Source organism: Enterobacter sp. MGH119 (assembly GCF_001037675.1).
Lineage (GTDB): Bacteria > Pseudomonadota > Gammaproteobacteria > Enterobacterales > Enterobacteriaceae > Enterobacter > Enterobacter hormaechei_C.
Genome location: NZ_KQ089930.1, coordinates 501,738 through 526,223, shown reverse-complemented (window position 1 = coordinate 526,223; position 24,486 = coordinate 501,738). Strand labels below are relative to the sequence as shown.

The 24,486-nt window shown below is 58.5% G+C and carries 21 protein-coding genes and 1 tRNA gene; 12 read left to right on the top strand and 10 right to left on the bottom strand.

Features of this window, described 5'->3' with window-relative positions; translation table 11 throughout:
- Window positions 1-18: 18 nt before the first annotated feature.
- A complete protein-coding gene (locus SK53_RS13885; RefSeq protein ID WP_003862622.1) occupies window positions 19-522 on the bottom strand; it encodes a YgjP-like metallopeptidase domain-containing protein in 504 nt (167 codons plus the stop codon).
- 83 nt (window positions 523-605) lie between these two features.
- Here SK53_RS13885 and rlmG point away from each other — a divergent pair, with 83 nt between their 5' ends.
- Window positions 606-1,742, top strand: coding sequence for a 23S rRNA (guanine(1835)-N(2))-methyltransferase RlmG (gene rlmG, locus SK53_RS13880; protein ID WP_048209641.1), 1,137 nt, complete (start codon window positions 606-608; stop codon window positions 1,740-1,742).
- Here the strand turns inward: rlmG and SK53_RS13875 are convergent.
- The 3 genes from SK53_RS13875 to lsrR all read right to left on the bottom strand — a co-directional run bounded on the left by SK53_RS13875 (window position 1,739) and on the right by lsrR (window position 6,495).
- Entirely contained in the window at window positions 1,739-3,760 is a 2,022-nt protein-coding gene (locus SK53_RS13875; protein WP_047053996.1) for an NADPH-dependent 2,4-dienoyl-CoA reductase, read from the bottom strand. The genes rlmG and SK53_RS13875 overlap by 4 nt on opposite strands.
- Window positions 3,761-3,895: 135 nt before the next feature.
- Window positions 3,896-5,491: an autoinducer-2 kinase gene (gene lsrK / locus SK53_RS13870; protein WP_048209639.1), complete on the bottom strand. Its 1,596-nt coding sequence runs from the start codon at window positions 5,489-5,491 to the stop codon at window positions 3,896-3,898.
- Between the two features lie 32 nt (window positions 5,492-5,523).
- Complete coding sequence (gene lsrR / locus SK53_RS13865) at window positions 5,524-6,495, bottom strand: transcriptional regulator LsrR (RefSeq protein ID WP_023295481.1); 972 nt, start codon at window positions 6,493-6,495, stop codon at window positions 5,524-5,526.
- A 215-nt stretch (window positions 6,496-6,710) separates the two neighbouring features.
- Between lsrR and lsrA the strand changes: the two genes are divergently transcribed.
- From lsrA to lsrG, 6 genes are read left to right on the top strand one after another with little or no spacing between them, the layout of a single operon-like run.
- On the top strand, window positions 6,711-8,198 hold the full coding sequence (gene lsrA / locus SK53_RS13860; RefSeq protein WP_022651885.1) for an autoinducer 2 ABC transporter ATP-binding protein LsrA: 1,488 nt from the start codon (window positions 6,711-6,713) through the stop codon (window positions 8,196-8,198).
- Window positions 8,195-9,226, top strand: a complete 1,032-nt coding sequence (lsrC, locus tag SK53_RS13855) for an autoinducer 2 ABC transporter permease LsrC (protein ID WP_003862614.1) — start codon at window positions 8,195-8,197, stop codon at window positions 9,224-9,226. The genes lsrA and lsrC overlap by 4 nt, the downstream gene beginning before the upstream one ends.
- Window positions 9,227-10,204: an autoinducer 2 ABC transporter permease LsrD gene (gene lsrD / locus SK53_RS13850; protein WP_003862612.1), complete on the top strand. Its 978-nt coding sequence runs from the start codon at window positions 9,227-9,229 to the stop codon at window positions 10,202-10,204.
- A 1-nt stretch (window position 10,205) separates the two neighbouring features.
- The gene (lsrB, locus tag SK53_RS13845) at window positions 10,206-11,207 is read left to right on the top strand and encodes an autoinducer 2 ABC transporter substrate-binding protein LsrB (protein WP_003862610.1); all 1,002 of its coding nucleotides are present in this window, start codon (window positions 10,206-10,208) and stop codon (window positions 11,205-11,207) included.
- Between the two features lie 11 nt (window positions 11,208-11,218).
- A complete protein-coding gene (gene lsrF, locus SK53_RS13840; protein WP_032660401.1) occupies window positions 11,219-12,106 on the top strand; it encodes a 3-hydroxy-5-phosphonooxypentane-2,4-dione thiolase in 888 nt (295 codons plus the stop codon).
- Window positions 12,103-12,396 carry a (4S)-4-hydroxy-5-phosphonooxypentane-2,3-dione isomerase gene (lsrG, locus tag SK53_RS13835; RefSeq protein ID WP_003862606.1) on the top strand — a complete coding sequence of 98 codons (294 nt, stop codon included), beginning with the start codon at window positions 12,103-12,105 and terminating at the stop codon, window positions 12,394-12,396. The genes lsrF and lsrG overlap by 4 nt, the downstream gene beginning before the upstream one ends.
- A 94-nt stretch (window positions 12,397-12,490) precedes the next feature.
- On the opposite strand, the gene SK53_RS13830 is transcribed toward lsrG, so the two are convergent.
- Window positions 12,491-13,180 (bottom strand): B3/B4 domain-containing protein, encoded by a 690-nt coding sequence (locus SK53_RS13830; protein ID WP_003862604.1) that lies wholly within the window; start codon window positions 13,178-13,180, stop codon window positions 12,491-12,493.
- A gap of 42 nt (window positions 13,181-13,222) precedes the next feature.
- Between SK53_RS13830 and SK53_RS13825 the strand changes: the two genes are divergently transcribed.
- Window positions 13,223-13,825, top strand: coding sequence for a helix-turn-helix domain-containing protein (locus tag SK53_RS13825; protein WP_003862602.1), 603 nt, complete (start codon window positions 13,223-13,225; stop codon window positions 13,823-13,825).
- An 85-nt stretch (window positions 13,826-13,910) separates the two neighbouring features.
- Here SK53_RS13825 and ygjG read toward each other — a convergent pair whose 3' ends face one another.
- The gene (gene ygjG / locus SK53_RS13820; RefSeq protein WP_022651884.1) at window positions 13,911-15,290 is read right to left on the bottom strand and encodes a putrescine aminotransferase; all 1,380 of its coding nucleotides are present in this window, start codon (window positions 15,288-15,290) and stop codon (window positions 13,911-13,913) included.
- Window positions 15,291-15,712: 422 nt separating this feature from the next.
- Here ygjG and SK53_RS13815 point away from each other — a divergent pair, with 422 nt between their 5' ends.
- Together SK53_RS13815 and SK53_RS13810 are read left to right on the top strand one after the other, a co-directional pair.
- Window positions 15,713-17,233 carry a methyl-accepting chemotaxis protein gene (locus SK53_RS13815; protein WP_003862598.1) on the top strand — a complete coding sequence of 507 codons (1,521 nt, stop codon included), beginning with the start codon at window positions 15,713-15,715 and terminating at the stop codon, window positions 17,231-17,233.
- Between the two features lie 239 nt (window positions 17,234-17,472).
- Window positions 17,473-19,032 carry a methyl-accepting chemotaxis protein gene (locus SK53_RS13810; RefSeq protein ID WP_048209636.1) on the top strand — a complete coding sequence of 520 codons (1,560 nt, stop codon included), beginning with the start codon at window positions 17,473-17,475 and terminating at the stop codon, window positions 19,030-19,032.
- Here the strand turns inward: SK53_RS13810 and SK53_RS13805 are convergent.
- The gene (locus tag SK53_RS13805) at window positions 19,029-19,523 is read right to left on the bottom strand and encodes a PadR family transcriptional regulator (RefSeq protein WP_022651881.1); all 495 of its coding nucleotides are present in this window, start codon (window positions 19,521-19,523) and stop codon (window positions 19,029-19,031) included. The genes SK53_RS13810 and SK53_RS13805 overlap by 4 nt on opposite strands.
- A 145-nt stretch (window positions 19,524-19,668) precedes the next feature.
- Here SK53_RS13805 and SK53_RS13800 point away from each other — a divergent pair, with 145 nt between their 5' ends.
- Window positions 19,669-20,433, top strand: coding sequence for a siderophore-interacting protein (locus tag SK53_RS13800; protein ID WP_048209634.1), 765 nt, complete (start codon window positions 19,669-19,671; stop codon window positions 20,431-20,433).
- On the opposite strand, the gene SK53_RS13795 is transcribed toward SK53_RS13800, so the two are convergent.
- A complete protein-coding gene (locus tag SK53_RS13795) occupies window positions 20,434-21,603 on the bottom strand; it encodes a DNA repair protein (protein WP_048209632.1) in 1,170 nt (389 codons plus the stop codon).
- 218 nt (window positions 21,604-21,821) lie between these two features.
- Window positions 21,822-21,897: transfer RNA gene (locus SK53_RS13790), tRNA-Ile, on the bottom strand.
- A gap of 124 nt (window positions 21,898-22,021) precedes the next feature.
- Here SK53_RS13790 and mug point away from each other — a divergent pair.
- Window positions 22,022-22,528 (top strand): G/U mismatch-specific DNA glycosylase, encoded by a 507-nt coding sequence (gene mug, locus SK53_RS13785; RefSeq protein WP_003862577.1) that lies wholly within the window; start codon window positions 22,022-22,024, stop codon window positions 22,526-22,528.
- 101 nt (window positions 22,529-22,629) lie between these two features.
- On the opposite strand, the gene rpoD is transcribed toward mug, so the two are convergent.
- A complete protein-coding gene (gene rpoD, locus SK53_RS13780) occupies window positions 22,630-24,474 on the bottom strand; it encodes an RNA polymerase sigma factor RpoD (RefSeq protein ID WP_006812010.1) in 1,845 nt (614 codons plus the stop codon).
- Window positions 24,475-24,486: the final 12 nt, after the last annotated feature.

Sequence of the window (24,486 nt, the reverse complement as noted above, 5' to 3'; positions counted from 1 at the left end):
CATGACATTTCGCGTGCGCTACTGCGCATTACTCTTTAACGATAAATGCGTCAGCCACAAACGGGTATCAAACTCCAGCTGGTGGTACTGTGGCTCCATGTGGCAGCACAGGGAATAGAAGGCTTTGTCGTGCTCTTTCTCTTTCAGGTGCGCCAGCTCGTGCACCACGATCATCCGCAGAAAGGCTTCCGGCGCGTTACGGAAAACGGTCGCGACGCGGATCTCCGCTTTGGCCTTCAGCTTGCCGCCCTGCACGCGGGAGATGGCGGTATGCAGGCCGAGCGCGTTTTTCAGCACATGGATCTTATTGTCGTACATTACCTTGTTGATCGGCGGGGCGCTCTTAAGATACTGGTTTTTCAGATCCTGCGTATACTGCCAGAGGGCTTTGTCAGTCGCGAAATCATGCGTGCCCGGGTAGCGTTTTTCCAGCACCGCACCGAGCTTTCCCGCGGCAATCAGGTCACGAACCTGGGAAAGTAAATGCTCCGGATAGCCCTGGAGATAAGTCAGCTGGTTCATCAAAACCCCAAAATAGTGTGAAAACGGGTATACTCACGCACCCTTTTCAGGGATACGCCAAATTTTACCATTCAGGAGGGCCGATGAGCCACTTAGACAACGGTTTCCGTTCACTCAACCTTAAACGTTTCCCGGAAACGGACGACGTGAACCCGCTTCAGGCGTGGGAAGCGGCGGATGAATATCTGCTGCAACAGTTGGATGAGACTGAAATCAGCGGCCCGGTTCTGATCCTGAATGACGCGTTTGGCGCGCTGGCCTGCGCGCTGGCGGAACATGCGCCTTACAGTATCGGCGATTCTTACTTAAGCGAACTGGCGACGCGTGAAAACCTGCGCCATAACGACATCGAAGAGTCCAGCGTGAAGTTCCTCGACAGCACCGCGGACTACCCGCAGGCGCCGGGCGTGGTGCTGATTAAGGTGCCAAAAACCATGGCGCTGCTGGAGCAGCAACTGCGCGCGCTGCATAAAGTCGTCACGCCAGAAACCCGCATTATCGCGGGTGCCAAAGCGCGCGATATTCACACCTCGACGCTGGAGCTGTTCGAGAAGGTCCTCGGCCCGACCACCACGACGCTTGCCTGGAAAAAAGCACGCCTGATCAACTGCACCTTCAGCGCACCGGCGCTGGCCGACGCGCCAGAAACGCTGAGCTGGAAACTGGAAGGTACCGAATGGACCATCCACAACCACGCGAACGTCTTTTCCCGTACCGGTCTGGATATCGGGGCGCGTTTCTTTATGGAACATCTGCCGGAAAATCTTGAGGGTGAGATTGTCGACCTGGGCTGCGGCAATGGCGTGATTGGCCTGACGCTGCTGGCGAAGAACCCGGAGGCCAGCGTGGTGTTCAGCGACGAATCGCCAATGGCGGTGGCCTCCAGCCGTCTGAACGTGGAAACTAACCTGCCTGAAGCGCTGGATCGCTGCGAGTTTATGATCAATAACGCGCTGTCGGGCGTAGAGCCTTTCCGCTTCAACGCGGTATTCTGTAACCCGCCGTTCCACCAGAAGCACGCCCTGACGGATAACGTCGCGTGGGAGATGTTCCACCACGCGCGCCGCTGCCTGAAAATCAACGGCGAGCTGTATATCGTGGCGAACCGCCACCTGGACTACTTCCACAAGCTGAAGAAGATTTTCGGCAACTGCGTCACCATTGCCACCAATAACAAATTCGTGGTGCTGAAATCGGTGAAGCTGGGGCGTCGTCGCTAAATAACCAGTGCAAGCTGGGTGCCCTGCGCAATCGCCCGCCGCGCATCCAGCTCCATCGCCACGTCGCACCCGCCGATCAAATGCACCGTTTTACCCGCTTCGCGCAGCGGATCGGCCAGATCGCGCTTTGGCTCCTGTCCGGCGCACAAAATCACATGATCCACGCGCAGCAGCTGCGGTTCACCACCGATCAGCACATGCAGCCCGTCGTCGTCGATCTTCTGGTAGCTCACCGCCGGGATCATCTTCACCCCGCGCGAGAGGAGGGTGGCGCGGTGGATCCAGCCAGTAGTTTTGCCCAGCCCTTCACCCGGCTTGCTGGCCTTACGCTGGAGCATCACGATCTGGCGCGGGCTTTTTGGCAGCTGCGGCCCTTCCGGGCGTAAACCGCCGGACTGACTGAGACTGGTATCAATGCCCCATTCCACGCAGAACTCAGCGATGTTCTGGCTGGTGGCTTCGCCCGGCTGGCTTAAATACATCGCGGTATCAAAACCGATCCCGCCGCAACCGATAATCGCCACCTTCTCGCCAACCGGCGCTTTGTCGCGCAGCACGTCCAGATAGCTCAATACCTTCGGATGATCGATACCCTCGATCGCAGGGGTGCGCGGGGCGATCCCACTCGCGAGGATCACCTCGTCGAAACCGATCAGATCCGCCGCGCTGACAAACTGGTTAAGCCGCAGATCGACACCCGTCACCTCGATCATCCGGCGGTAATAGCGCAGCGTTTCGTAGAACTCCTCTTTGCCGGGGATCTGTCTGGCGATAGTAAATTGCCCGCCGATCTCCGCCAGCGCATCAAACAGCGTCACGCTGTGCCCGCGTGAGGCGGCATTCACCGCAAACGCCAGCCCAGCGGGGCCAGCGCCCACCACGGCCAGGCGTTTTTTATTGACCGTCGTAACCACCGGCATTTTGGTTTCATGGCAGGCGCGGGGGTTCACCAGGCATGAGGTGACTTTGCCAGCGAAGATTTGATCCAGACAGGCCTGGTTACAGCCGATGCAGGTGTTGATCTCATCCGCACGGCCGCTTTGCGCTTTGGAGAGCAGCTCGGCATCCGCGAGGAACGGACGCGCCATCGAGACCATATCGGCGTCGCCGCGGGAGATCACATCGTCCGCCACCTGCGGGTCGTTAATGCGGTTCGTTGTTACCAGCGGAACGGAGACTTTGCCTTTCAGCTTGCGCGTTACCCAGCTGAACGCCGCACGCGGCACCGGCGTGGCGATGGTGGGGATGCGCGCTTCGTGCCAGCCAATCCCGGTGTTGATAATGGTGGCACCGGCGGCTTCAATTGCCTGCGCCAGCTGCACGGTTTCGTCGAAGGTGCCGCCGCCTTCCACCAGGTCGAGCATCGACAGGCGGAAGATGATAATAAAATCCGCACCCGCACGTTCACGCACCGCGCGCACCACCTCCACGGCAAAACGCATGCGGCGGGCATAGTCGCCACCCCATTCGTCGTCGCGCTGGTTGGTGCGTGCGGCGAGAAATTCGTTAATCAGATAGCCTTCAGAGCCCATCACCTCCACGCCGTCGTAGCCTGCTTCCCTTGCCAGCGCGGCGCAGCGGGCAAAATCGTCGATCAGCGCCAGGATCTCGTCGTGGCTAAGGGCGTGAGGAGTAAAGCGGTTAATCGGCGCCTGAATAGCCGAGGGGGCAACCAGGTTCGGTTGATAGCTGTAGCGCCCGGTATGCAGAATTTGCAGGGCGATTTTGCCGCCCTCGCGGTGGACCGCGTCGGTCACAATGCGGTGGTGCGACAGTTGTGACGCATCATTCAACACCGCGCCGCCCTCCATCGTCACCCCGGAAGGGGCAGGGGCTACGCCGCCGGTGACAATCAGCGCCACTCCGTGGCGCGCGCGTTCGGCATAGAAGGCTGCCAGACGTTCAGCCCCGTCCGGACGCTCCTCCAGCCCGGTGTGCATTGAGCCCATCAGCACGCGGTTTTTGAGGGTGGTGAACCCCAGATCGAGAGGGGCGAATAACGACGGGTAGCGGCTCATAGTCTCTTCCAGTGTAAAATTATTGTTATGTGGTCGGATGAGTTACTAATTTAGCCAGCGGGGAGTAAAAGGGAAAAGGGGAATGCGGTGAATGTGATGGGATTCAAATATTGGTGTGGCCTGATGCCCTCTCCCTTAGGGAGAGGGCCGGGGTGAGGGGGATGCCCGCACCAGCCCCGGTGCCTGCCACATCGACGTGGTCAGCCCGCTGTCCACCAGCCCGAGCTGGTCGGCGTACACCACCTGCCATTTCTGCATCATGCCGTCGTACAGTTCCCGGTGCTGCGGGTTTGGCGTGAACTCGCGGCTCCACTTCACCAGCCGCTCGCCCGTCGAAGCCATATCCGCAAACAGCCCCGCGCCAGCTCCTGCGGCAATGGCACAGCCGAGCGCCGTTGCCTCTTTAACTTCCGGCACGCGCACCGGCAGGCCGGTAACGTCGCTTAAAATCTGACTCCACAGGGCGCCTTTGGCCCCGCCGCCCGCAAACACCAGACTCTCAAACGTCACGCCGGAGAAGCGCGAAATCTGCGCCAGGTTGCAGGCCGAGACGATCGCCGCGTTCTCTTCCAGGGCGCGGAACAGCGTCGCTTTGTTGCACTTTTCCGGGTCGATGGAGAGGTTAATAAACGACGGCGCGGCGTGATACCACTGTTTGAAATGCATCGCGTCGGAGAAGATTGGCATTACGCCGTGGGAGCCCGCCGGGACGCGGCTCGCCATCTCTTCCAGCAGGGAATAGGTGTCCATCCCCATCCGCTCGGCAATCAGCTTTTCCTCGGCGCAAAAGGCGTCGCGGAACCAGCGCATGGTTAGCCCGGTAAAGAAGCTGATCGACTCCGCCTGTGCCATGCCGGGGATGACGTGCGGGTTTACGCGGATGTTCATCTCAGGATCGGTGCGCACCTGCGGCAGGTTAACCACCTGCTGCCAGAAGGTGCCGCCCAGCACCGCCGTTTGTCCGGCGCGGACCACGCCCAGCCCCAGACAGCCCAGCTGCACGTCGCCGCCGCCCATCACCACCGGCGTGCCTTCACGCAGGCCGCACTGCTGCGCGGCTTCTTTCGTGACGGCCCCCAGCACGGTGCCGGTCTCTTTCACCGGGGAAAGGATATCGGCGCGCAGCCCGGCCATGTCGAGCAGCGCCGGACGCCAGTCGCGGGAGAAGAGATCCAGCATACCGGTGGTGCCCGCATTGGACGGGTCCACCGCCAGCTCGCCGGAAAGCTTCGCCGCCAGCCAGTCGCTGATCATGGTGATAGTCGCAGCCTTGCGGTAAATATCCGGACGGTGGTGCGCCAGCCACAGCAGGCGCGGCATGGCGCTCAGCGCCAGCGTCTGGCCGGAGACCTCATACACTTCGGATTCAAACCGGTAGTCGTGGATCTCTTTGAGTTCAGCCACCTCGCGGCTGGCGCGGGCGTCGACGTTGGCGCAGGCCCAGATAGCCTCGCCGTTGCGGTCGTACAGCACAATCCCTTCGCGCATCGAACAGCAGGCGACGGACTGAATATCCGCCGCGCTAAGCCGTGCGCGCTCCAGCGCCTGCTGAATACACCGGCAGGCCAGCCGCCAGTTGGTGTCGAGATCGAACTCCATCGACCCCGGCACGTTCTCCACGCTCAGGTGCTTCCACTCGGCCTGGCCAACGGCAATCTGGTTGCCCTGTAAATCGAAAATCACGGCGCGAACGCTGCCTGTCCCTGCATCTAACGCTAAAAGGTAACTCATGAGCTTGCCTCGCTGTTAGCGCAGGGCTGCTCTTATCCGGCCAGAGCCAGCACCGCGCGGGCTGTCGTCTCTTCCGTCACCAGGCCATTAATACGGCGACCTTTCAGTGCGGCATAAATCGCATCGGCTTTCTCTTCCCCTCCGGCCACGCCGACAATGGTGGGCAGCTGCGCCAGTTCATCGAGCGTGACGCCCAGTAATTCTTTGTGGATCTCCAGCTCCTCGACGCATTCCCCTTCGGCATTGAGGAAATAGCCGAGAATGTCGCCGACCGCGCCTTTGCGGGCGTACATCAGCTGTTCACCTTCGCTGATATAGCCGGAGCGCAGGATCGTTGCGTCGCGGCGCTGGTTTACCGAGCCAATCCCGACCACCGCCACGTCAGCCGCGGTGGCGGCGAGGATCACGTCCCGCACGCTGGTTTCGCGCTTTAAGATCCCGGCGACTTCAGCGGATGACACGCGAAGCGGGGCGGGGATCATGCTGACGCTACAGGCCGCATCCAGCTGGCCGATACCGGTCATATACGGCCCGACGCCGCCGGAAAGCGTCACCAGGCGGATCTGCTGCGAGCTGATAAAGCCGCTTAAGTGTTGCAGACTGCTCATGGTGGTTTCACCGAACCCCACCGCTAACAGCTGGCCGGGCTCCAGCACGCCCATCAGCGACTGCGCCGCGCCAATGCCCAGCCGCACGTTCATCGGCGGGGTATTCAGGGCAGGCATCACGCGCACCAGCTTCAGACCAAAGCGCTGCTGTAGCTCGGTTTCCAGCGCCAGGCAGCCCTCGTAGCGGGAGTTGATCTGCACGCGGATCACCCCGGACTGACGGCCTTTCTCCAGCAGGCGGGAGATTTTTAATCGCGGCAGCCCGAGCCGTTCGCCGATGTCGTTCTGGGTCAGCCCGTCGTGGTAGTAGCACCAGGCCACGCGCGCCACCAGCTCCTCTTCCGCCAGTGCCAGCCCGGCAAACCGTCCTTCTTCCGCAGTGCGTTTATCGCTCATAATTGAACTCTTATAAAAATTTAGATCATATGTTCGTGATGGCGCGACGTGAAAATGTGAGCCACGCGACAAAACAGATCATTTCGATCGATTCCGGTTTATCTAAATCTCAATCGATAAAATTGTGATCCCTGCACGGTTGTAAATATAGTTCACCGTCTACGCTTTTGAACATTATTAAATCTAAAAATCATTTGTTCAATAGCGGAGCGATGATGACACCACTTCTCGACGCGCGTGATATCAGCAAGCAGTTTTCAGGCGTACCGGTCTTAAAAGGCATTGATTTCACGCTGCTTGCGGGGCAGGTGCATGCGCTGATGGGCGGTAACGGCGCGGGAAAATCGACGCTGATGAAGATCATCGCCGGGGTAGAAACCCCGGATAGCGGTGAACTTTCGGTGGCGGGTGAGTCTTTTACACGGCTTACCCCGGCTCAGGCGCACAGGTTAGGCATTTATCTGGTGCCGCAGGAGCCGCTGCTGTTTCCCAACCTGACGGTGCGGGAAAACATCCTGTTTCGTCTGCCGCGAGAGCGCGATCGGGAAAAACGTCTGGCGGAAAAACTCCGGCAATTGCAATGCCAGCTTAACCTCGACGCCACCGCCAGCACCCTCGAGGTGGCTGACCAGCAGATGGTGGAGATCCTGCGCGGGCTGATGCGCAACGCCAGAATTCTGATCCTCGATGAACCCACGGCCTCGCTGACGCCAGGTGAAACCGAACGGCTGTTTCGCCAGATCCGCGCCTTGCAGGATCTTGGCGTCGGGATTGTTTTTATCTCGCATAAGCTGCCGGAGATTCGGCAGCTGGCGAGTCACGTCTCGGTGATGCGCGACGGCGCCGTGGTGCTCAGCGGCGAAACCGCGCAGTTTGACGATAACGCCCTGATCGCCGCCATGACGCCGGTAAGCCGGGAGACCTCCCTGAGCGATACGCAAAAGCTGTGGCTGGCGCTGCCGGGCAACCGCCGCACCCAGGCGCAGGATTTTCCCGTGCTGCGGGTGGAGGATCTTACCGGGGAAGGGTTTATCGATCTCAGCCTTGAGATCTACGCCGGGGAGATCGTCGGCCTGGCCGGGCTGGTAGGCTCCGGGCGCACCGAGTTTGCCGAAACGCTCTACGGCCTGCGTCCGGTTCGCGGGGGGCGCGTCTGGCTGGAGAACCAGGAGATCACCACCGAACCGGTGGGTTCACGTCTGGAAAAAGGGCTGGTCTATCTGCCGGAAGACAGGCAGGTGTCCGGCCTGTTTCTCGACGCGCCGATCCGCTGGAACACCGTGGCGCTGAACGAGCCGTCGCTCTGGCAGCAGCGAAAGCGGGAGTCTGCGGTAGTGGAACGCTATCACCGGGCGCTGGGGATCAAGCTCAACCATGCGGATCAAACCGTGCGCACGCTCTCCGGTGGTAATCAGCAGAAGGTGCTGCTGGCGCGCTGTCTGGAGGCCAACCCGCTGCTGCTGATCGTCGATGAACCGACGCGCGGCGTGGACGTCTCGGCGCGCGCCGATATTTATCAGCTGCTGAAAAGCGTGGCGGCGCAGAACGTGGCGGTGCTGATGATCTCAAGCGATCTCGATGAGTTTCCCGGCCTCGCGGATCGGGTGCTGGTAATGCATCAGGGCGTGCTCAGCGGCGAGCTGCCGCGCCACGCCGTCAGCCTCGACCGGATGATGGCGCTGGCGTTTGGAGGGCAATCATGAAGATCTTACTGAAAAACCGCGAGCTGAGCGCGTTTCTCGCCATTCTGGCGCTGTTCGCCGTGCTGGTGGCGCTGAACCCGTCGTACCTGAGCTTACAGACGCTGGGGATGATCTTCGCCAGCTCGCAGATCCTGATCCTGCTGGCTATCGGCGCGGCGCTGGTGATGCTGACCCGCAATATTGACGTCTCCGTCGGCTCCACGGTCGGGTTGTCCGCCATTGCCGTCGGCGTGGCGCTTAACAGCGGCTACAGCCTGCCCGTTTCCATTCTCTTCGCGCTGTCGATCGGCGCGCTGGCCGGGGCGTTCAACGGTTTTCTGGTGGTGGGCCTGCGCATTCCGGCGATTGTCGCCACCCTCGGCACGCTGGGGCTTTATCGCGGGGCGATGCTGCTCTGGACCGGCGGGAAGTGGATAGAAGGGCTGCCGCCGGGGCTGAAATCCCTCTCTGAGCCTGCCGCCGTCGGCATTTCGCCGCTCGGCATGCTGGTGTTGATTATCGCGGCCACCGGCGCGTGGACGCTGTCGCGCACCGCCTTTGGGCGGGATTTTTACGCCGTGGGGGATAACCTCGCCGCCGCGCGCCAGCTGGGCGTGGCGGTGAACCGCACCCGCATGATCGCCTTTACCCTCAACGGCATGCTGGCGGCCTGCGCCGGGATTGTGTTTGCCGCGCAGATAGGCTTTGTGCCCAACCAGACCGGCAGCGGGCTGGAGATGAAAGCCATCGCTGCCTGCGTGCTGGGGGGCATCTCGCTGCTGGGCGGCACCGGCACGCTGGTCGGTGCGTTCCTCGGCGCGTTCTTCCTCACCCAAATCGATACCGTGCTGGTGCTGTTCAGGCTCCCGGCGTGGTGGAACGACTTTATCGCCGGGCTGGTGCTGCTGGGCGTGCTGGTGCTCGACGGGCGTCTGCGTCAGGCACTGGCGCGGCATCAGCGGGCGCTGAAATACAGCCGTTTCCAGCCCGGTAACAAAGGGGGAAAGCACGTTACCCCGTTTCCCAAACGCAAAAAAGAGGTGGCGTAAATGAGGCTTAACTGGGAAAGCGCGCTGCTGATTTTACTGGTGCTGGAGATCCTGCTCTTCGGCGCCATCAACCCGCGCATGCTTGATATCAACATGCTGCTGTTCAGCACCAGCGATTTCATCTGTATTGGCATCGTGGCGCTGCCGCTTACGCTGGTGATCATCAGCGGCGGGATCGACATCTCCCTCGGCTCGACCATCGGCCTGTGCGCGATTGCGCTGGGGGTGATGATGCAGGCCGGGTGGCCGATGGCGGTCGCCGTTCCGCTTACGCTGCTGCTGGGTCTGCTGTGCGGGCTGGTGAATGCGGCGCTGATCCACTACACCGGCATCAGCCCGTTGGTCATTACCCTCGGCACGCTCTACCTCTACGGCGGCGGCGCGCTGCTGCTCTCCGGCATGGCGGGGGCGACGGGCTACGAGGGCATCGGCGGCTTCCCGGACAGCTTTACCGCCTTCGCTAACCTCACGGTGCTGGGGCTGCCGATCCCGCTGGTGCTGTTCGCGGTGATTACCGCCTTCTTCTGGCTGATTACCCACCGTGGGCGCTTTGGTCGGCACCTGTTTTTGATTGGGCAGAACCCGCGCGCGGCGCGCTATGCGGCGCTGCCGGTGAACGGCATGCCCTACGCGCTGTACGGCCTGGTGGGCGTGGCCTCGGCGATTGCCGCGCTGGTGATGGTCTCCTATTTCGGCTCTGCGCGTTCGGATCTGGGGCGCGATTTGCTGATGCCCGCGCTCACCGCCGCCGTGCTCGGCGGAGCCAATATCTACGGCGGGTCAGGTTCTGTTGTCGGTACGGCGCTGGCGGCGCTGCTGGTGGGGTATCTGCAACAGGGTTTACAGATGGTCGGCATCCCCAACCAGGTGTCGAGCGCGCTGTCGGGGGCGCTGCTGGTTGTGGTGGTGATGGGGCGTTCGCTGAGTCTGCACCGCGAATGGGTGCGATCTCTCTTCAGAAAACTATCCGGAGCGTAAGATGAAAACAAAACTGCTCGTCCTGGCAATGGCCCTCAGCTTCGCTTCGGCGCAGGCGGCGGACCGCATTGCCTTTATCCCGAAACTGGTAGGCGTGGGATTCTTCACCAGCGGCGGCAACGGCGCGAAAGAGGCGGGGAAAGATCTTGGCGTGGACGTGACCTACGACGGCCCGACCGAGCCGAGCGTCTCCGGTCAGGTGCAGCTCATCAATAACTTCGTTAACCAGGGCTATAACGCCATCATCGTCTCTGCCGTGTCACCGGACGGTCTCTGCCCGGCGCTGAAGCGCGCGATGCAGCGCGGCGTCAAGGTCCTGACCTGGGATTCCGACACCAAACCGGAGTGCCGCAGCATCTACATCAATCAGGGGACGCCGGAACAGCTGGGCGGCCTGCTGGTGGAGATGGCGGGCAAGCAGGTCACCAAACCGAACGCGAAAGTGGCGTTCTTCTACTCCAGCCCGACCGTCACCGACCAGAACCAGTGGGTGAAAGAGGCGAAGGCCAAAATCGAGAAAGATCATCCTCAGTGGCAGGTCGTCACCACCCAGTTTGGCTATAACGACGCCACCAAATCGTTGCAAACCGCCGAAGGGATCTTAAAGGCTTATCCGGATCTGGATGCGATCATCGCCCCGGACGCCAACGCCCTGCCGGCGGCGGCACAGGCGGCAGAAAACCTGAAGCGGGAAGGGGTGGCGATTGTCGGCTTCAGCACGCCGAATGTGATGCGCCCGTACGTTGAGCGCGGCACGGTGAAGGCCTTCGGCCTGTGGGACGTGGTGCAACAGGGCAAAATTGCGGTCAATGTCGCCGATCGTTTGCTGAAAAAAGGCGATCTTAACGTCGGCGACAGCGTAGACGTGAAAAATATCGGGACGCTGAAGGTCGAGCCGAACAGCGTGCAGGGCTACCAGTATGAGGCGAAGGGCAACGGCATCGTGCTGCTGCCGGAGCGCGTGGTGTTCACCAAAGAGAACATCAGCAAATACGATTTCTGACGGGGGAGCAAATGGCTGATTTAGACGACATCAAAGACGGCAAGGATTTTGGCATCGGTACGCCGCAGCAGAATGTGCCGTACACCCTGAAGGGCTGCGGCTCGCTCGACTGGGGCATGCAGTCAAGGCTTTCGCGCATTTTCAACCCGCAGAGCAACCGCACGGTGATGCTGGCCTTTGACCACGGCTACTTTCAGGGACCGACCACCGGCCTTGAGCGTATCGATCTCTCCATCGCGCCGCTGTTTGGCGAAACCGACGTGCTGATGTGCACCCGCGGCATCCTCAGGAGCCAGGTACCTGCCGCGACGAACAAACCGGTGGTGCTGCGCGCCTCCGGCGGTAACTCGATTCTGGGCGAACTGTCGAACGAGTGCGTGGCGGTGGCGATGGAAGACGCGCTGCGCCTGAACGTCTGCGCGGTGGCGGCGCAGGTGTACATCGGAAGCGAGTTTGAGCATCAGTCGATCAACAATATCATCAAGCTGGTCGATGCAGGGGCGCGCTACGGCATGCCGACGCTGGCGGTGACGGGCGTGGGGAAAGAGATGGCGCGTGACGCTCGGTATTTTTCGCTGGCAAGCCGCATCGCCGCCGAAATGGGGGCGCAGTTCGTCAAAACCTACTATGTGGACGAGGGCTTTGAAAAAGTGACCGCCAGCTGCCCGGTGCCGATCGTTATCGCGGGGGGCAAAAAGCTGCCGGAGCACGAGGCGCTGGAGATGTGCTGGCGCGCGATAGACCAGGGCGCGTCCGGCGTGGACATGGGGCGCAACATCTTCCAGTCCAGCGCGCCGCTCGCCATGCTGAAGGCGGTGAAGAAAGTGGTTCACGAGAACATGAGCGCCCGGGAGGCGTTCCAGTTCTGGCAGGAAGAGAAACAGGGAGAAGCAAAATGAACGTGACGCTGGTGGAGATCAACATCAAGCCCGAGCGGGTGGACGAGTTTCTGGAGGTATTTCGCGCCAACCACGAGGGGGCGATCAAGGAGCCGGGCAACCTGCGCTTCGACGTATTGCAGGACCCACGGGTGAAAACCCGGTTCTTTATCTACGAAGCCTATAAAGACGAAGAGGCGGTGCTGGCGCATAAGCAAACCCCGCACTATCTCGCGTGCGTGGATAAGCTGGAGGAGCTGATGTCGGAGCCGCGCAAAAAACGCAGCTTTGTCGGATTGTTGCCGGAGTAGCGGTTTTGCCTGGTGGCGCTGCGCTTACCGGGCCTACGGGTACGGGGGGTGTTGATTTTGTAGGCCGGGTAAGCGCAGCGCCACCCGGCGTTGTTCACGCCAGCTCCAGCAACTGAATACGCGCCGTCGCGCCCGGCATCAGCTTTTGCAGATTGCTCACCAGCTCATCGCCAGCTTCCTGTAATGCCGCCAGCGGCATCGACGGCAGGCTTTCGAGAATAAACCACATGGACTGCGCCTGGCTGTCCAGACGCGTGCGTATCCCCTGTCGCCAGTTCCAGCGGCGGCAGGTGATGCCAAGATCGTCACGCCAGATAACTTCGCCTGGCTCCGGATTTTCGACTACCGGCTCACCCTCTTTGACGGTATCAAACGGCTCGCTGCCGTCGGCCAGCGTCAGGCGCGGCGCTCCCGAGTAAGCCGCCAGATTTTCTCCCCCTACCGGAATAGCGTAGCGGATACTGATGGCATTATAGATATCCACCACCGGGTCGAGCGGCGGCAGCGAACCGTCTCTCATCACGCGCTTGCGCAGGGCCGAGGCCGAGCAGGGCGTACGTTTGGGTTTTGCACCAAAGGCTTTAAACACCTCATCCCAGGCGGCGAGATGATTTTCTGCCCAGGGCACATCATCATTGAGCATCTGCTGGCAGGCCTGCGCCAGCGCAGCGGGCGCAACCTCCGGTTGGGTAATCGGGGCAGCTTCAACCAGAATGCTCAGCGCCCGAAAGCCGGGCGCGATCCCGACAAGTCGCGAATCTATTGACGGTGTTACAAGAGACATAAATAATCCTGTATTGACTGTTTTATACCATGGTAGTGACCAATGACCGATAAAGTCAATATAATGACCGATGCGGGTGCCGATGTTGCCCAGGTAAGCCTGGCCGTCGCGAACCGTATCCGCAGCTGGCGGAAAGAGAAAAAACTGTCGCTGGACGAGCTTTCTCGCCGCGCCAGCGTCAGCAAAGGCATGCTGGTGGAGATCGAAAAAGGGGCTGCCAACCCCAGCATTGCCATTCTGTGTAAACTGGCCGCCGCGCTTGGCGTCTCGGTGGCAGATATCGTTAACGTCTCCAGCGAGCCGCAGATACACATTATTCAGGAAGAGGCGATCCCGGTTCTGTGGCAGGGCGCACAGGGCGGTTACGCCAGATTGCTGGCAGGCACCGCAGGCCCGGATATGATTGAGCTGTGGCAGTGGGAGATGCATCCGGGAGAAACGTTCACTTCTCCGGGACATCCGGCGGGAACGTTTGAGCTGCTGCATGTGAACGAAGGCGTATTAACCCTGACGGTGGACGAGACGGTGGCACAGGTTAATGCTGGCGCGTCGGCGGTGGCGAAAACGGAAGCGGCGCACGGCTATGCCAATGAAAGCGATACCGTGCTTCGCTTCACCATGACGGTGGCAGAGTTTCACCGATAAAAAGCAGCCCGGTGGCGCTACGCTTACCGGGCTTGCATATTCAGTATGTTGTAGGCCGGGAAAGCGTAGCGCCACCCGGCTTTTTTTACGCCTCTTCCACACTCACCCGCAGCGCCGCCAGCGCCTTACGCGCCGCCTTCAGCACCTGCTCACACTGCTCAATGGTGAGCGTCAACGGTGGTTCAATGCGGATGGTTTTCGAGTTGTTAAGCGTTCCCGCCACCAGTACCCGCTGGCGGAACATCTCGCTTGCGAAGCTATAACCGGTTTCGTTATCAACGAACTCAATCGCCATCAGCATCCCTTTCCCGCGCGCATCCTGTACCAGATCCGGGTATTCCCGGCCCAGCTGGCGGAAGCCGTCCAGCAGCATGTCGCCTTTCTGCTCCGCCTGCGCAGGCAGGTTTTGCTCCAGCAGCACGTTGATGGTCGCCAGCGCGGCCGCGCAGGCCAGCGGGTTACCGCCAAAGGTGGTGGTATGCAGGAATGGATTGTCGAACAGCACCGAGAACACCTCTTCAGTGGCGACCGTTGCGCCAATCGGCATCACGCCGCCGCCGAGCGCTTTTGCCAGGCACAGAATATCCGGCTGAACGTTCTCATGCTCACAGGCGAACATCTTGCCGGTGCGCCCCATCCCGGTCTGCACTTCGTCGAGGATCAGCAGCGCGCCAAACTCATCGCACAGCTGACGCACGGCGGGCAGATAGCCCTGCGGCGGGAGGATCACGCCGCCTTCACCCTGAATCGGCTCCAGGATCACCGCCGCCACGTCGTCGCCGGTTTTACGGCATTCGCCGAGCATGGTGCGCATGGCGTTGATGTCGCCGAACGGTACGTGGCGGAAGCCCGGCAGCAGCGGCATAAACGGTTTACGGAAAGTGGATTTAGCGGTCGCCGACAGCGCGCCCAGGGATTTCCCGTGGAACGCGCCGCTGGTGGCGATAAAGGTAAATTTCCCGCGTGGCGACTGGTACGCTTTGGCGAGTTTAATCGCCGCTTCGACCGATTCGGTGCCGCTGTTGCTGAAGAAGCTGTATTTCAGTTTGCCGGGCGTTAAGGCTGCCAGCGTTTTCGCGAGCATGGCGCGAAGCGGATCGAGCAGTTCCTGGCTATGGAGAGGTTGTTTCGCAAGTTGATTCTGTACGGCGGAAACCACAACTGGATTACGGTGCCCCACGTTGAAAATACCAAAACCACCCAGGCAATCGATAAACTCCTGTCCCTGGGTGTCGACAAGCGTATTCAGACTGCCCGCTTGCCACTCTACGGCTCCGTAATCCCCGCCGGCGGTAACAGATTTGCGATACTCCAGAAAACCAGGATTCACATGCTCTTTAAAGTAATCAATGACCTCACGGTTAAGTTGTTTCATCTCCTCATGATCAAGCGTTCGCTTTTCAATGAGATTCAGTGCGTGCGCGGTACAGGCAAGAGCCGAGGCGCTGGAAGGTAACCTGTTCAAAATATGCTCCCGGGGATCGCGTATCACATGATACTGAGTTAATTATTGCAGGGATTACGCCACCTCAGATGCCTTAACAAAAATCGGGATAAACGCCAGGTGAAATCAAATTTGCACAATATTTAATCATGCCATTGCGCGCCGCACGGGATAAGGGATAACGAGCCGGGGATGGGGTGTCGTCAATTGCACTACCCCAGGGCAGGTAATGCGCCTTAAGTGTGCGCCGGGGGATCATGCTTTGTAGGTAGTTTCGTCTCGAAAGTATTTTAAATCAATTAATTAGAAAAACGCACGAAAAGTGCGGTTTAACCGAGATTTGCGATCTCAATCATATTTAACAACTAAAGATAAATTTTTTATCGCCGAAAAAACATAAGCCACAAAATTAACATTCAAATAACCTGCAAGGGATGCTCACTATGTCCTCTCCTGACTATGTCACCCAGAATGAATATCCGCTGGACGATGACACCACGCTTATGTCGACCACCGACCTCCACAGCTACATGACCCACACTAACGACACCTTTGTGCAAGTGAGCGGCTTTACGCTCCAGGAGCTGCTCGGGCAACCGCACAACATTGTGCGCCATCCGGATATGCCGAAAGCGGCTTTTGCCGACATGTGGTACACGCTGCAAAAGGGCGAACCCTGGAGCGGGATTGTCAAAAACCGACGTAAAAATGGTGATCACTATTGGGTACGCGCCAATGCGGTTCCGATGGTGCGTAACGGCCAGATGACGGGCTATATGTCCATTCGTACCCGCGCCACCGAGGACGAGGTCGCCGCAGTGGAGCCGCTTTATAAGGCGCTCAACGAAGGACGTAGCAAAAAACGCATTCATAAAGGGCTGGTGGTGCGCAAAGGCTGGCTCGGCAAATTACCGGCGATGCCGCTGCGCTGGCGCGTGCGCAGCGTAATGGCGGTACTTTTTGCGGTGATGGCCGCAACGCTGGTTGCCAGTGCTGCGGGCTGGGCTTCGCTGGTGGCGGCAGCCGTGGTGATGCTGCTTGGCACCCTGGTGTTTGAACAACAGATTGTCCGCCCGGTGGAAAACGTCGCACGGCAGGCGCTCAGGGTCGCTACCGGAGAGCGTAACAGCGTGCAGCATCTTAGCCGCAGCGATGAACTGGGGCTGACGCTGCGGGCCGTCGGACAGCTGGGGCTGATGTGCCGCTGGCTGATCAACGACGTCTCCAGCCAGGTGGTGAGCGTGCGCGACGGCAGCGACAGGCTGGCGCAGGGCAATGAAGATCTCAACGATCGCACGCGCCAGACCGTGGCTAACGTGCAGCAGACCGTGGCAACAATGAACCAGATGGCGGCGTCGGTGCAGAGTAACTCTGAGACCGCAGCCGAAGTCGACAAGCTGTCGATGGCCGCCAGCAGCGCGGCCACGCAGGGGGGCACCGTGATGCAGACCGTGGTGAAAACCATGGATGACATAGCCGACAGTACCCAGCGCATTGGCTCTATTACCTCGCTTATCAATGACATTGCCTTCCAGACCAATATTCTGGCGCTGAACGCCGCGGTTGAGGCGGCACGCGCGGGCGAGCAGGGGAAAGGCTTTGCGGTGGTGGCGGGCGAAGTGCGTCATCTTGCCAGCCGCAGCGCGAATGCAGCTAACGATATTCGTAAGCTGATCGACGCCAGCGCCAGCAAAGTGCAGTCGGGCGCCGATCAGGTCCACGCCGCGGGACGTACCATGGATGATATTGTCGAGCAGGTGAAAAACGTCACGCAGCTTATCGCGCAGATCAGCCACGCCACCTCAGAGCAGGCGACAGGCCTGACAGAGCTGACCCGTGCCGTGGCAGAGCTGGACAGCATTACGCAGAAAAATGCTGACCTGGTCGAAGAGAGCGCGCAGATTTCCGCGATGGTTAAGCACCGGGCCGGACGTCTTGAAGATGCGGTTACCGTGCTGCATTAAGAAATGCATGCTTCGATAAAGCCGTTTATTCCTCCGGGGTAAACGGCTTTTTTGTTTTTCAGAATACGTTATGTTGTTAATGAAATATTAATTAACTAAAAAAAGCACCCGATTTTTAATTGCTACGCCCCGGATTTATTGAAAGTGATAAATAAAAAAACGATCAAAGTCATAAAGTTAGAGATTTTTCTGTCGATAACAGCGATCGTCTGAGAAATAATCACATCGATGGGGTAAATATGTTCATACATGACGTAAAGATCGGCACGAAATTATTTCTGGCGTTTGGATTAGTTATTGTCCTGATGGTCGTCAGCGCAAGCTTGTCTCTGATGAGCCTGAATCGGGCAAACAATGGAATGCAAACCATCCTTACCAGCGATTATCCAACGACGGTAAAAGCGAACCAGTTAATCGACAACTTCCAGGAATTTATCAGCACGCAGCAGCTCATGCTGCTGGACGAACAGGGGACGTACACGGCGCAATCAGAGCAGCGTCTGAAGGCGATCAGCGAGCGCATCGCCGCAATCCTGAGCGAGCTGGACAACGCTCTCAAGGATAAAAAATCCCAACAGGTGCTGGCCGATATCCACGGCGTGCGCCAGCAATATCTTGACTCGCGCTACCGCATTTTGCAGGCCGTGCAGAATAACGACCGTGCGGGCGCGATAAACGAAATGATGACCAACACCCTGAACCTGCAACAGTCCTATAAAGTGAAAGTGCAGGCGTTGATTGCGATCCAGGATCATGAAATGCAGAGTGCGGGCGAGCAGGTGGAAGGTGATTTCCGCACCAATCGTCTCCTGCTGATCCTGATTACGCTTTTTAGCGTCGCGGCAGCCAGCCTGACTGGCTGGTTCATTGTGCGATCCATTACCCGCCCGCTGAACGACGCGGTGAATTTTGCGGAGGCCATTGCCGATGGCGATCTCACCGGCAGCATTACCTCGCACGGTAAAGATGAAACCGGACTGCTACTCACCGCACTGATGGAGATGAAAACGCGCCTGCTGGAGATTGTGCAGCAGGTGCAAACCGGATCGGAAAACATCTCCAGCGCCGCCGCGCAGATTGTCGCGGGCAACCAGGATCTGGCTGCCCGCACGGAAGAGCAGGCCAGTTCCGTTGAACAGACAGCTGCGTCGATGGAGCAGATTACCGCCACGGTGAAGAATACCGCGTCCCACACCGGAGAAGCGACGAACCTGTCTGCCGATGCGGCTGCTGTGGTCAAAAACAACGGCGAGATGATGAAGCAGGTCACCAGCAAGATGCGCCTGATCAACGAAACATCGAACAGGATGTCCGACATTATCGACCTGATCGACGCCATTGCCTTCCAGACTAATATTCTGGCGCTGAACGCGGCGGTCGAAGCGGCGCGCGCGGGTGAGCATGGTCGCGGCTTTGCGGTGGTGGCGGGCGAGGTACGTCAGCTCGCGCAGAAAAGTGCAACATCCGCAAGTGAGATCCGCCAGCTGATTGAAAGCTCCACAAGCCAGACGCAGGACGGCATGAACCTTGTGGAGAAGGCCAGCGGGCTTATCAACGGCATGGTCGGCAACGTAGAGGAGATGGACGTCATCCTGCGTGAGATTCGCCAGGCCAGCCACGAACAGACGGAAGGCATCTCGCAGATCAACAGCGCGATTGGCCTGATAGACGCCACCACCCAGCAGAACTCCGCGCTGGTGGAGGAGTCCGTTGCGGCGGCGGCATCCCTTAACGAACAGGCGATGCACCTGAAAGAGCTGGTCCGCGTGTTCCGCGTGAGCGACGGCGTGCTGGCTTAATCCAGCTGGGAGATCTCCAGTGCCGCGCGGTCAATCACGCCGATAATCTGTTTTAACTGCGCGTCGCTGAGCTCTCCCTGATTAACCTTCAGATCCAGAACCGCTTTGAAGTTATCCAGCGCCCGCTTCATCTGCGGGTTTTTGCGCAGCTGGAAACCGACGGAGCGCGCCTTGATACGCGTCTGGATCTGCTCCAGCTGTTCCCGGTTATCTTCCAGCCACTGTTCTCCGGCGGCGTTAATCGCAATCCGCTTACGGCCGTTCTCTTCTTCGGTAATGATGATAAGCGACTGATCCTGCAAGTAATCCAGAGTCGGATAGATCACGCCAGGGCTTGGCGTGTAATGTCCCTGCGTCAGGTTCTCGATCTCTTTGATCAGCTCATAACCATGGCTCGCGTTGCGGGTCAGGATATCCAGGATCACCAGCCGCAGATCGCCATGACCAAAAAATCGTGGCCGGCGTCCGCCGCCGTCGTGTTCGTGTCGCATGTTTCTTCCTCAATTTGATATATCTAAAATATATCTAAGATATATTCAGATGCAATCTAAAAAATCTTGATTTCTGAGTTAATAGCAATCATTATCATTAAAAATTCATTCCGATATATCGTATTCACCTGAGAAGGGCATCAACATGGCATCTACCCGTTACCCTCAACGTGTCCGCAATGACCTGCGTTTTCGTGAGCTGAACGTGATGCGCACTGAGCGAGTCAGTGCAGGATTTCAGCGCATTGTGCTAGGCGGCGAGGCGCTGGAGGGCTTTAGCTCTCGCGGCTTTGACGACCATACCAAAGTCTTTTTCCCGGCACCGGGCACCACTTTCGTGCCGCCTGTGGTGACTGATGAAGGCATCGACTGGGGCGACGGCGTGCGTCCGCAAGCGCGTGACTATACCCCGCTGTACGATGACGAAAAACATGAGCTGGCGCTCGATTTCTTCGTTCATGATGGCGGCATTGCCAGCAACTGGGCGGTAGAGGCGAAGGTGGGCGACAAGCTGACCATCGCTGGTCCGCGTGGTTCGCTGGTGGTGCCGGAAGATTACGCCTGGCAGCTGTACGTGTGCGACGAGTCGGGCATGCCCGCGCTGCGCCGCCGTTTAGAAGGCATCGCAAAACTGCCTGTTCGCCCGGCGATCCACGCCATCGTCACCGTGGGCGATGCGACGTACCAGGACTATCTGGCGCACCTGAGCGGGTTCAACATTACCTGGGTTATTGGCCACAACGAGCAGGCGGTAGCCGACCATCTTGCAGCGCTGGCCGTGCCGGAAGAGGATTACTTTATCTGGCTGACCGGAGAGGGGAAAGTGGTAAAACGCCTGAGCCGTCAGTTTGAAACCGACGCAATTGACCCACAGCTGGTGCGTGCCAGCGCGTACTGGCACGCCAAATAATCAGGCAGCGGGATCCAGCTGCGCTTCGCTCACCTGATGTTCGAGCGAGGCGCATACCTCTTTCAGCGCTTTCTCCTGCTGGGCAAAGTAGGCTTCCATATTGCTGAGCGACGAGACGAGCAGCCAGGACTCTTCTTTCTCCAGCTCTGCCAGCTCGTTCACCAGGGTGTCGATTTGCTCACGCACCTGTGCCATTTTTTTGCGAATACGTTCCAGGTCGTTCAGCCTGTCGCTCGCCATCATCGGTTCAAACCCTTGTTGCAGACGGGCGACCAGCGAGCGAATGGCCTTCACGTCGCCGCGCTGTTTGGCCTGGTTGAGTTGCACCATCATCCTGTTGGCTTCTTCTTTTAAATCATCGGCAACCAGATCCGGGTGGCATAACTTGCTAGCCTGACGCCAGAGCCGCTTCAGCTCGTTCCGATCCTCTTCAGAGAGATCCTTGCCTTTACGCAGGCGAACTTCGGCATCATGATGCTGTTCGCGATACTTCTTGTACTCTTCGTTGGCCTCATCGCGCGCCTGACGTGCTGGCTCTTCTTCACGCGTTAAACCGGTCTCCAGCTCCATCGCTTCGGCCAGCAGGTTGGCAATCAGATTACTTTGCTGCTGAAGATGCTTGCGCGCCTCTGCCGCCTGAACGGAATCCGCAGGCAGATCTCGCCAGCGCCGGGTGAGCGTTGTCAGAACCTCTACGGCCTGCGCCATATAGCTCTGGCAGCGGCGGTAATCCTCTTCCCGGCGACGCGTCTCCGCCTGCTGACGACGCAGGTTAAGCTCCGCCAGCGTTTTACGCAGGGCGAGGATCTGCTGCATCAACGGCCCGAGGCGGGAGAAATAGAGATCGTTGAATTCGTCAAGCTGCTGTACCCGGGCGTTACGACGATCAATCAGATCGCGCAGACGCTCTTCCAGGGCTTTTAGCTCCAGCTTGCTGGCCGCCAGTTGCGGGTCACGCCACGGGGTAACGGCGCGCTGGCTTTGCAGCCAGGTGGTGATAGCGCGAAGGGCTGCGGTGTAGTTTTTCTGCTCAAGCGCCGCGACGATGGACAGGAGTTCATCGTCAAAGGCTTCCTCTTTGAGACGTTTCAACTGGCTCCGGATGATGTCGTCATCTTCCAGCTCAATGGCATTTTTAATGATTTCTAGCCGTTTGATCGGTGTGCTCATGATGCCTTTCGCTCTGGCGCTTAAGTATTTGAGTTAAGGTTAGTTGTTGTAAAAGCTACAGGAAATAATACACACGGATGATGATCGGCGCGATGGGGGATTTCTTTAGTTTTTAGGGTTTGTGAGGGGAAGCGGCAGGCCGGGCTACGTGTGGTGGATTACTTACAAAAAAGCCACTCAATCGAGTGGCTTAACTGGATGATTCTAAAGCTAAAATTTGGTGGCCCCTGCTGGACTTGAACCAGCGACCAAGCGATTATGAGTCGCCTGCTCTAACCACTGAGCTAAGGGGCCGTGGCGGTGAATTATAAAGTAACTCCCCTCAGCAATCCAGCCATTCACACCTGCCTGCTGTTTTTATAAACAACGCATAATCAATCCTTTATACTTATCTTAAGATGCATAGACAGGAGTAGAGATGATCAACGATATTCTGGCCCCTGGCCTGCGGGTGGTGTTCTGCGGTATTAATCCGGGCAAGTCATCGGCGCACACCGGTTTTCACTTTGCTCATCCGGGAAATCGCTTCTGGAAGGTGATCCACCAGGCCGGATTTACCGACAAACAGCTTAAGCCGGAAGAAGAGCAGCAGCTGCTGGATACGCGCTGTGGCATCACCATGCTGGTCGAGCGACCCACGGTGCAGGCGAGCGAAGTGAATCTGCATGAGCTGCGCGCTGGCGGGCGTGAGCTGATCGCGAAAATTGAAGACTATCAGCCCGCGGCGCTGGCGATCCTCGGCAAGCAGGCCTACGAGCAGGCGTTCAGCCAGCGCGGTGTGAAGTGGGGTAAGCAGGACATTACCATTGGCGTAACGCAGGTTTGGGTGTTGCCGAACCCCAGCGGGCTGAACAGGGCGACGCTGGACAAGCTGGTGGAGGCGTATCGGGAACTTGATGAGGCGCTTGTGGTGAGGGGGCTTTAGCTCCTCTGCGGCCTGATGCCCTCACCCTGACCCTCTCCCACAGGGAGAGGGAATAAACAAAAAAAAGCTCCCGATTGGGAGCTTTTTCATTTCAGGACCGATTAATCGTCCAGGAAGCTACGCAGCACTTCAGAGCGGCTCGGATGGCGCAGTTTACGCAGCGCCTTCGCTTCGATCTGACGGATACGTTCGCGGGTCACGTCAAACTGTTTACCCACTTCTTCCAGCGTGTGGTCGGTGTTCATGTCGATACCGAAACGCATACGCAGCACTTTGGCTTCACGGGCGGTCAGGCCAGCCAGCACGTCGTGCGTAGCGGCACGCAGGCTCTCGGTGGTGGCAGAGTCCAGCGGCAGCTCGAGGGTGGTATCCTCGATGAAATCACCCAGATGCGAATCTTCATCATCACCGATTGGCGTTTCCATGGAGATTGGCTCTTTAGCGATTTTCAGCACTTTACGGATCTTGTCTTCCGGCATCAGCATGCGTTCAGCCAGCTCTTCCGGCGTCGGCTCGCGGCCCATCTCCTGCAACATCTGGCGAGAGATACGGTTGAGTTTGTTGATGGTCTCAATCATATGCACCGGAATACGGATGGTGCGCGCCTGGTCTGCGATAGAGCGGGTGATCGCCTGACGGATCCACCAGGTAGCATAGGTGGAGAACTTGTAACCACGACGGTATTCAAACTTATCTACCGCTTTCATCAGACCGATGTTGCCTTCCTGAATCAGATCCAGGAATTGCAGGCCACGGTTGGTGTATTTCTTGGCGATAGAGATAACCAGACGTAAGTTCGCTTCAACCATCTCTTTCTTCGCACGGCGGGCTTTCGCTTCACCGATGGACATACGACGGTTGATGTCTTTTACCTGCTCGATGGTCAGGCCGGTCTCTTCTTCAATCTGATGCAGTTTTTGCAGGCCGCGCTGTACGTCTTCTTTCACGTCGTGCAGCTTTTCAGACCACGGCTTGTTCATCGCGATAGCGGCGTTGAACCAGGTTTCGCTGGTTTCGTTGCCGGTGAAGAGGGTGATGAAGTTCTTCTTCGGCATTTTGCACTGTTCAACGCACAGCTTCATGATGATACGTTCCTGGGTACGTACGCGATCCATCATCACGCGCATGCTGTTCACCAGGTAGTCGAACTGTTTTGGCACCAGGCGGAACTGTTTGAACACTTCAGACAGCTTCAGGATCTCTTCCTGAGCGGCGGCATGGCTGCGGCCTTTCGCTTTGATGGTGTCACGCGTCACTTCGTACTGGGTACGCAGCTCGGCAAATTTCTCACGCGCCAGTTCAGGGTCGATGCTGTTGTCGTCATCGCTGCTGTCGTCGTCTTCTTCTTCATCTTCGTCTTCGTCGTCATCCATCTCTTCCTGAGACAGCTCAGAACCGACGTGAGTGGCGGTTGGCGCCATATCTTCTTCAGCGTTCGGGTCGACAAAGCCAGTGATCAGATCGGACAGACGCGCTTCTTCTGCTTCAACGCGATCGTACTGCTCCAGCAGATAGGTGATCGCTTCCGGGTATTCGGCAACAGAGCACTGAACCTGGTTGATCCCGTCTTCGATGCGTTTTGCGATGTCAATTTCGCCTTCGCGGGTCAACAGTTCAACGGTACCCATTTCGCGCATGTACATGCGGACCGGGTCAGTGGTACGCCCGATTTCAGATTCCACGCTGGACAGTACCTGTGCAGCAGCTTCTTCCGCATCTTCGTCAGTGTTGTTGGAGGTTTCAGCCAGCAACAGATCATCGGCATCCGGTGCTTCTTCCATCACCTGAATGCCCATGTCATTGATCATTTGGATGATATCTTCGATCTGATCTGAATCGACGATATCTTCCGGCAGATGGTCATTGACCTCGGCATAGGTCAGATAGCCTTGCTCCTTACCGCGTTGGACAAGAAGTTTCAGCTGTGACTGCGGGTTTTGCTCCATAAGACGGTATCC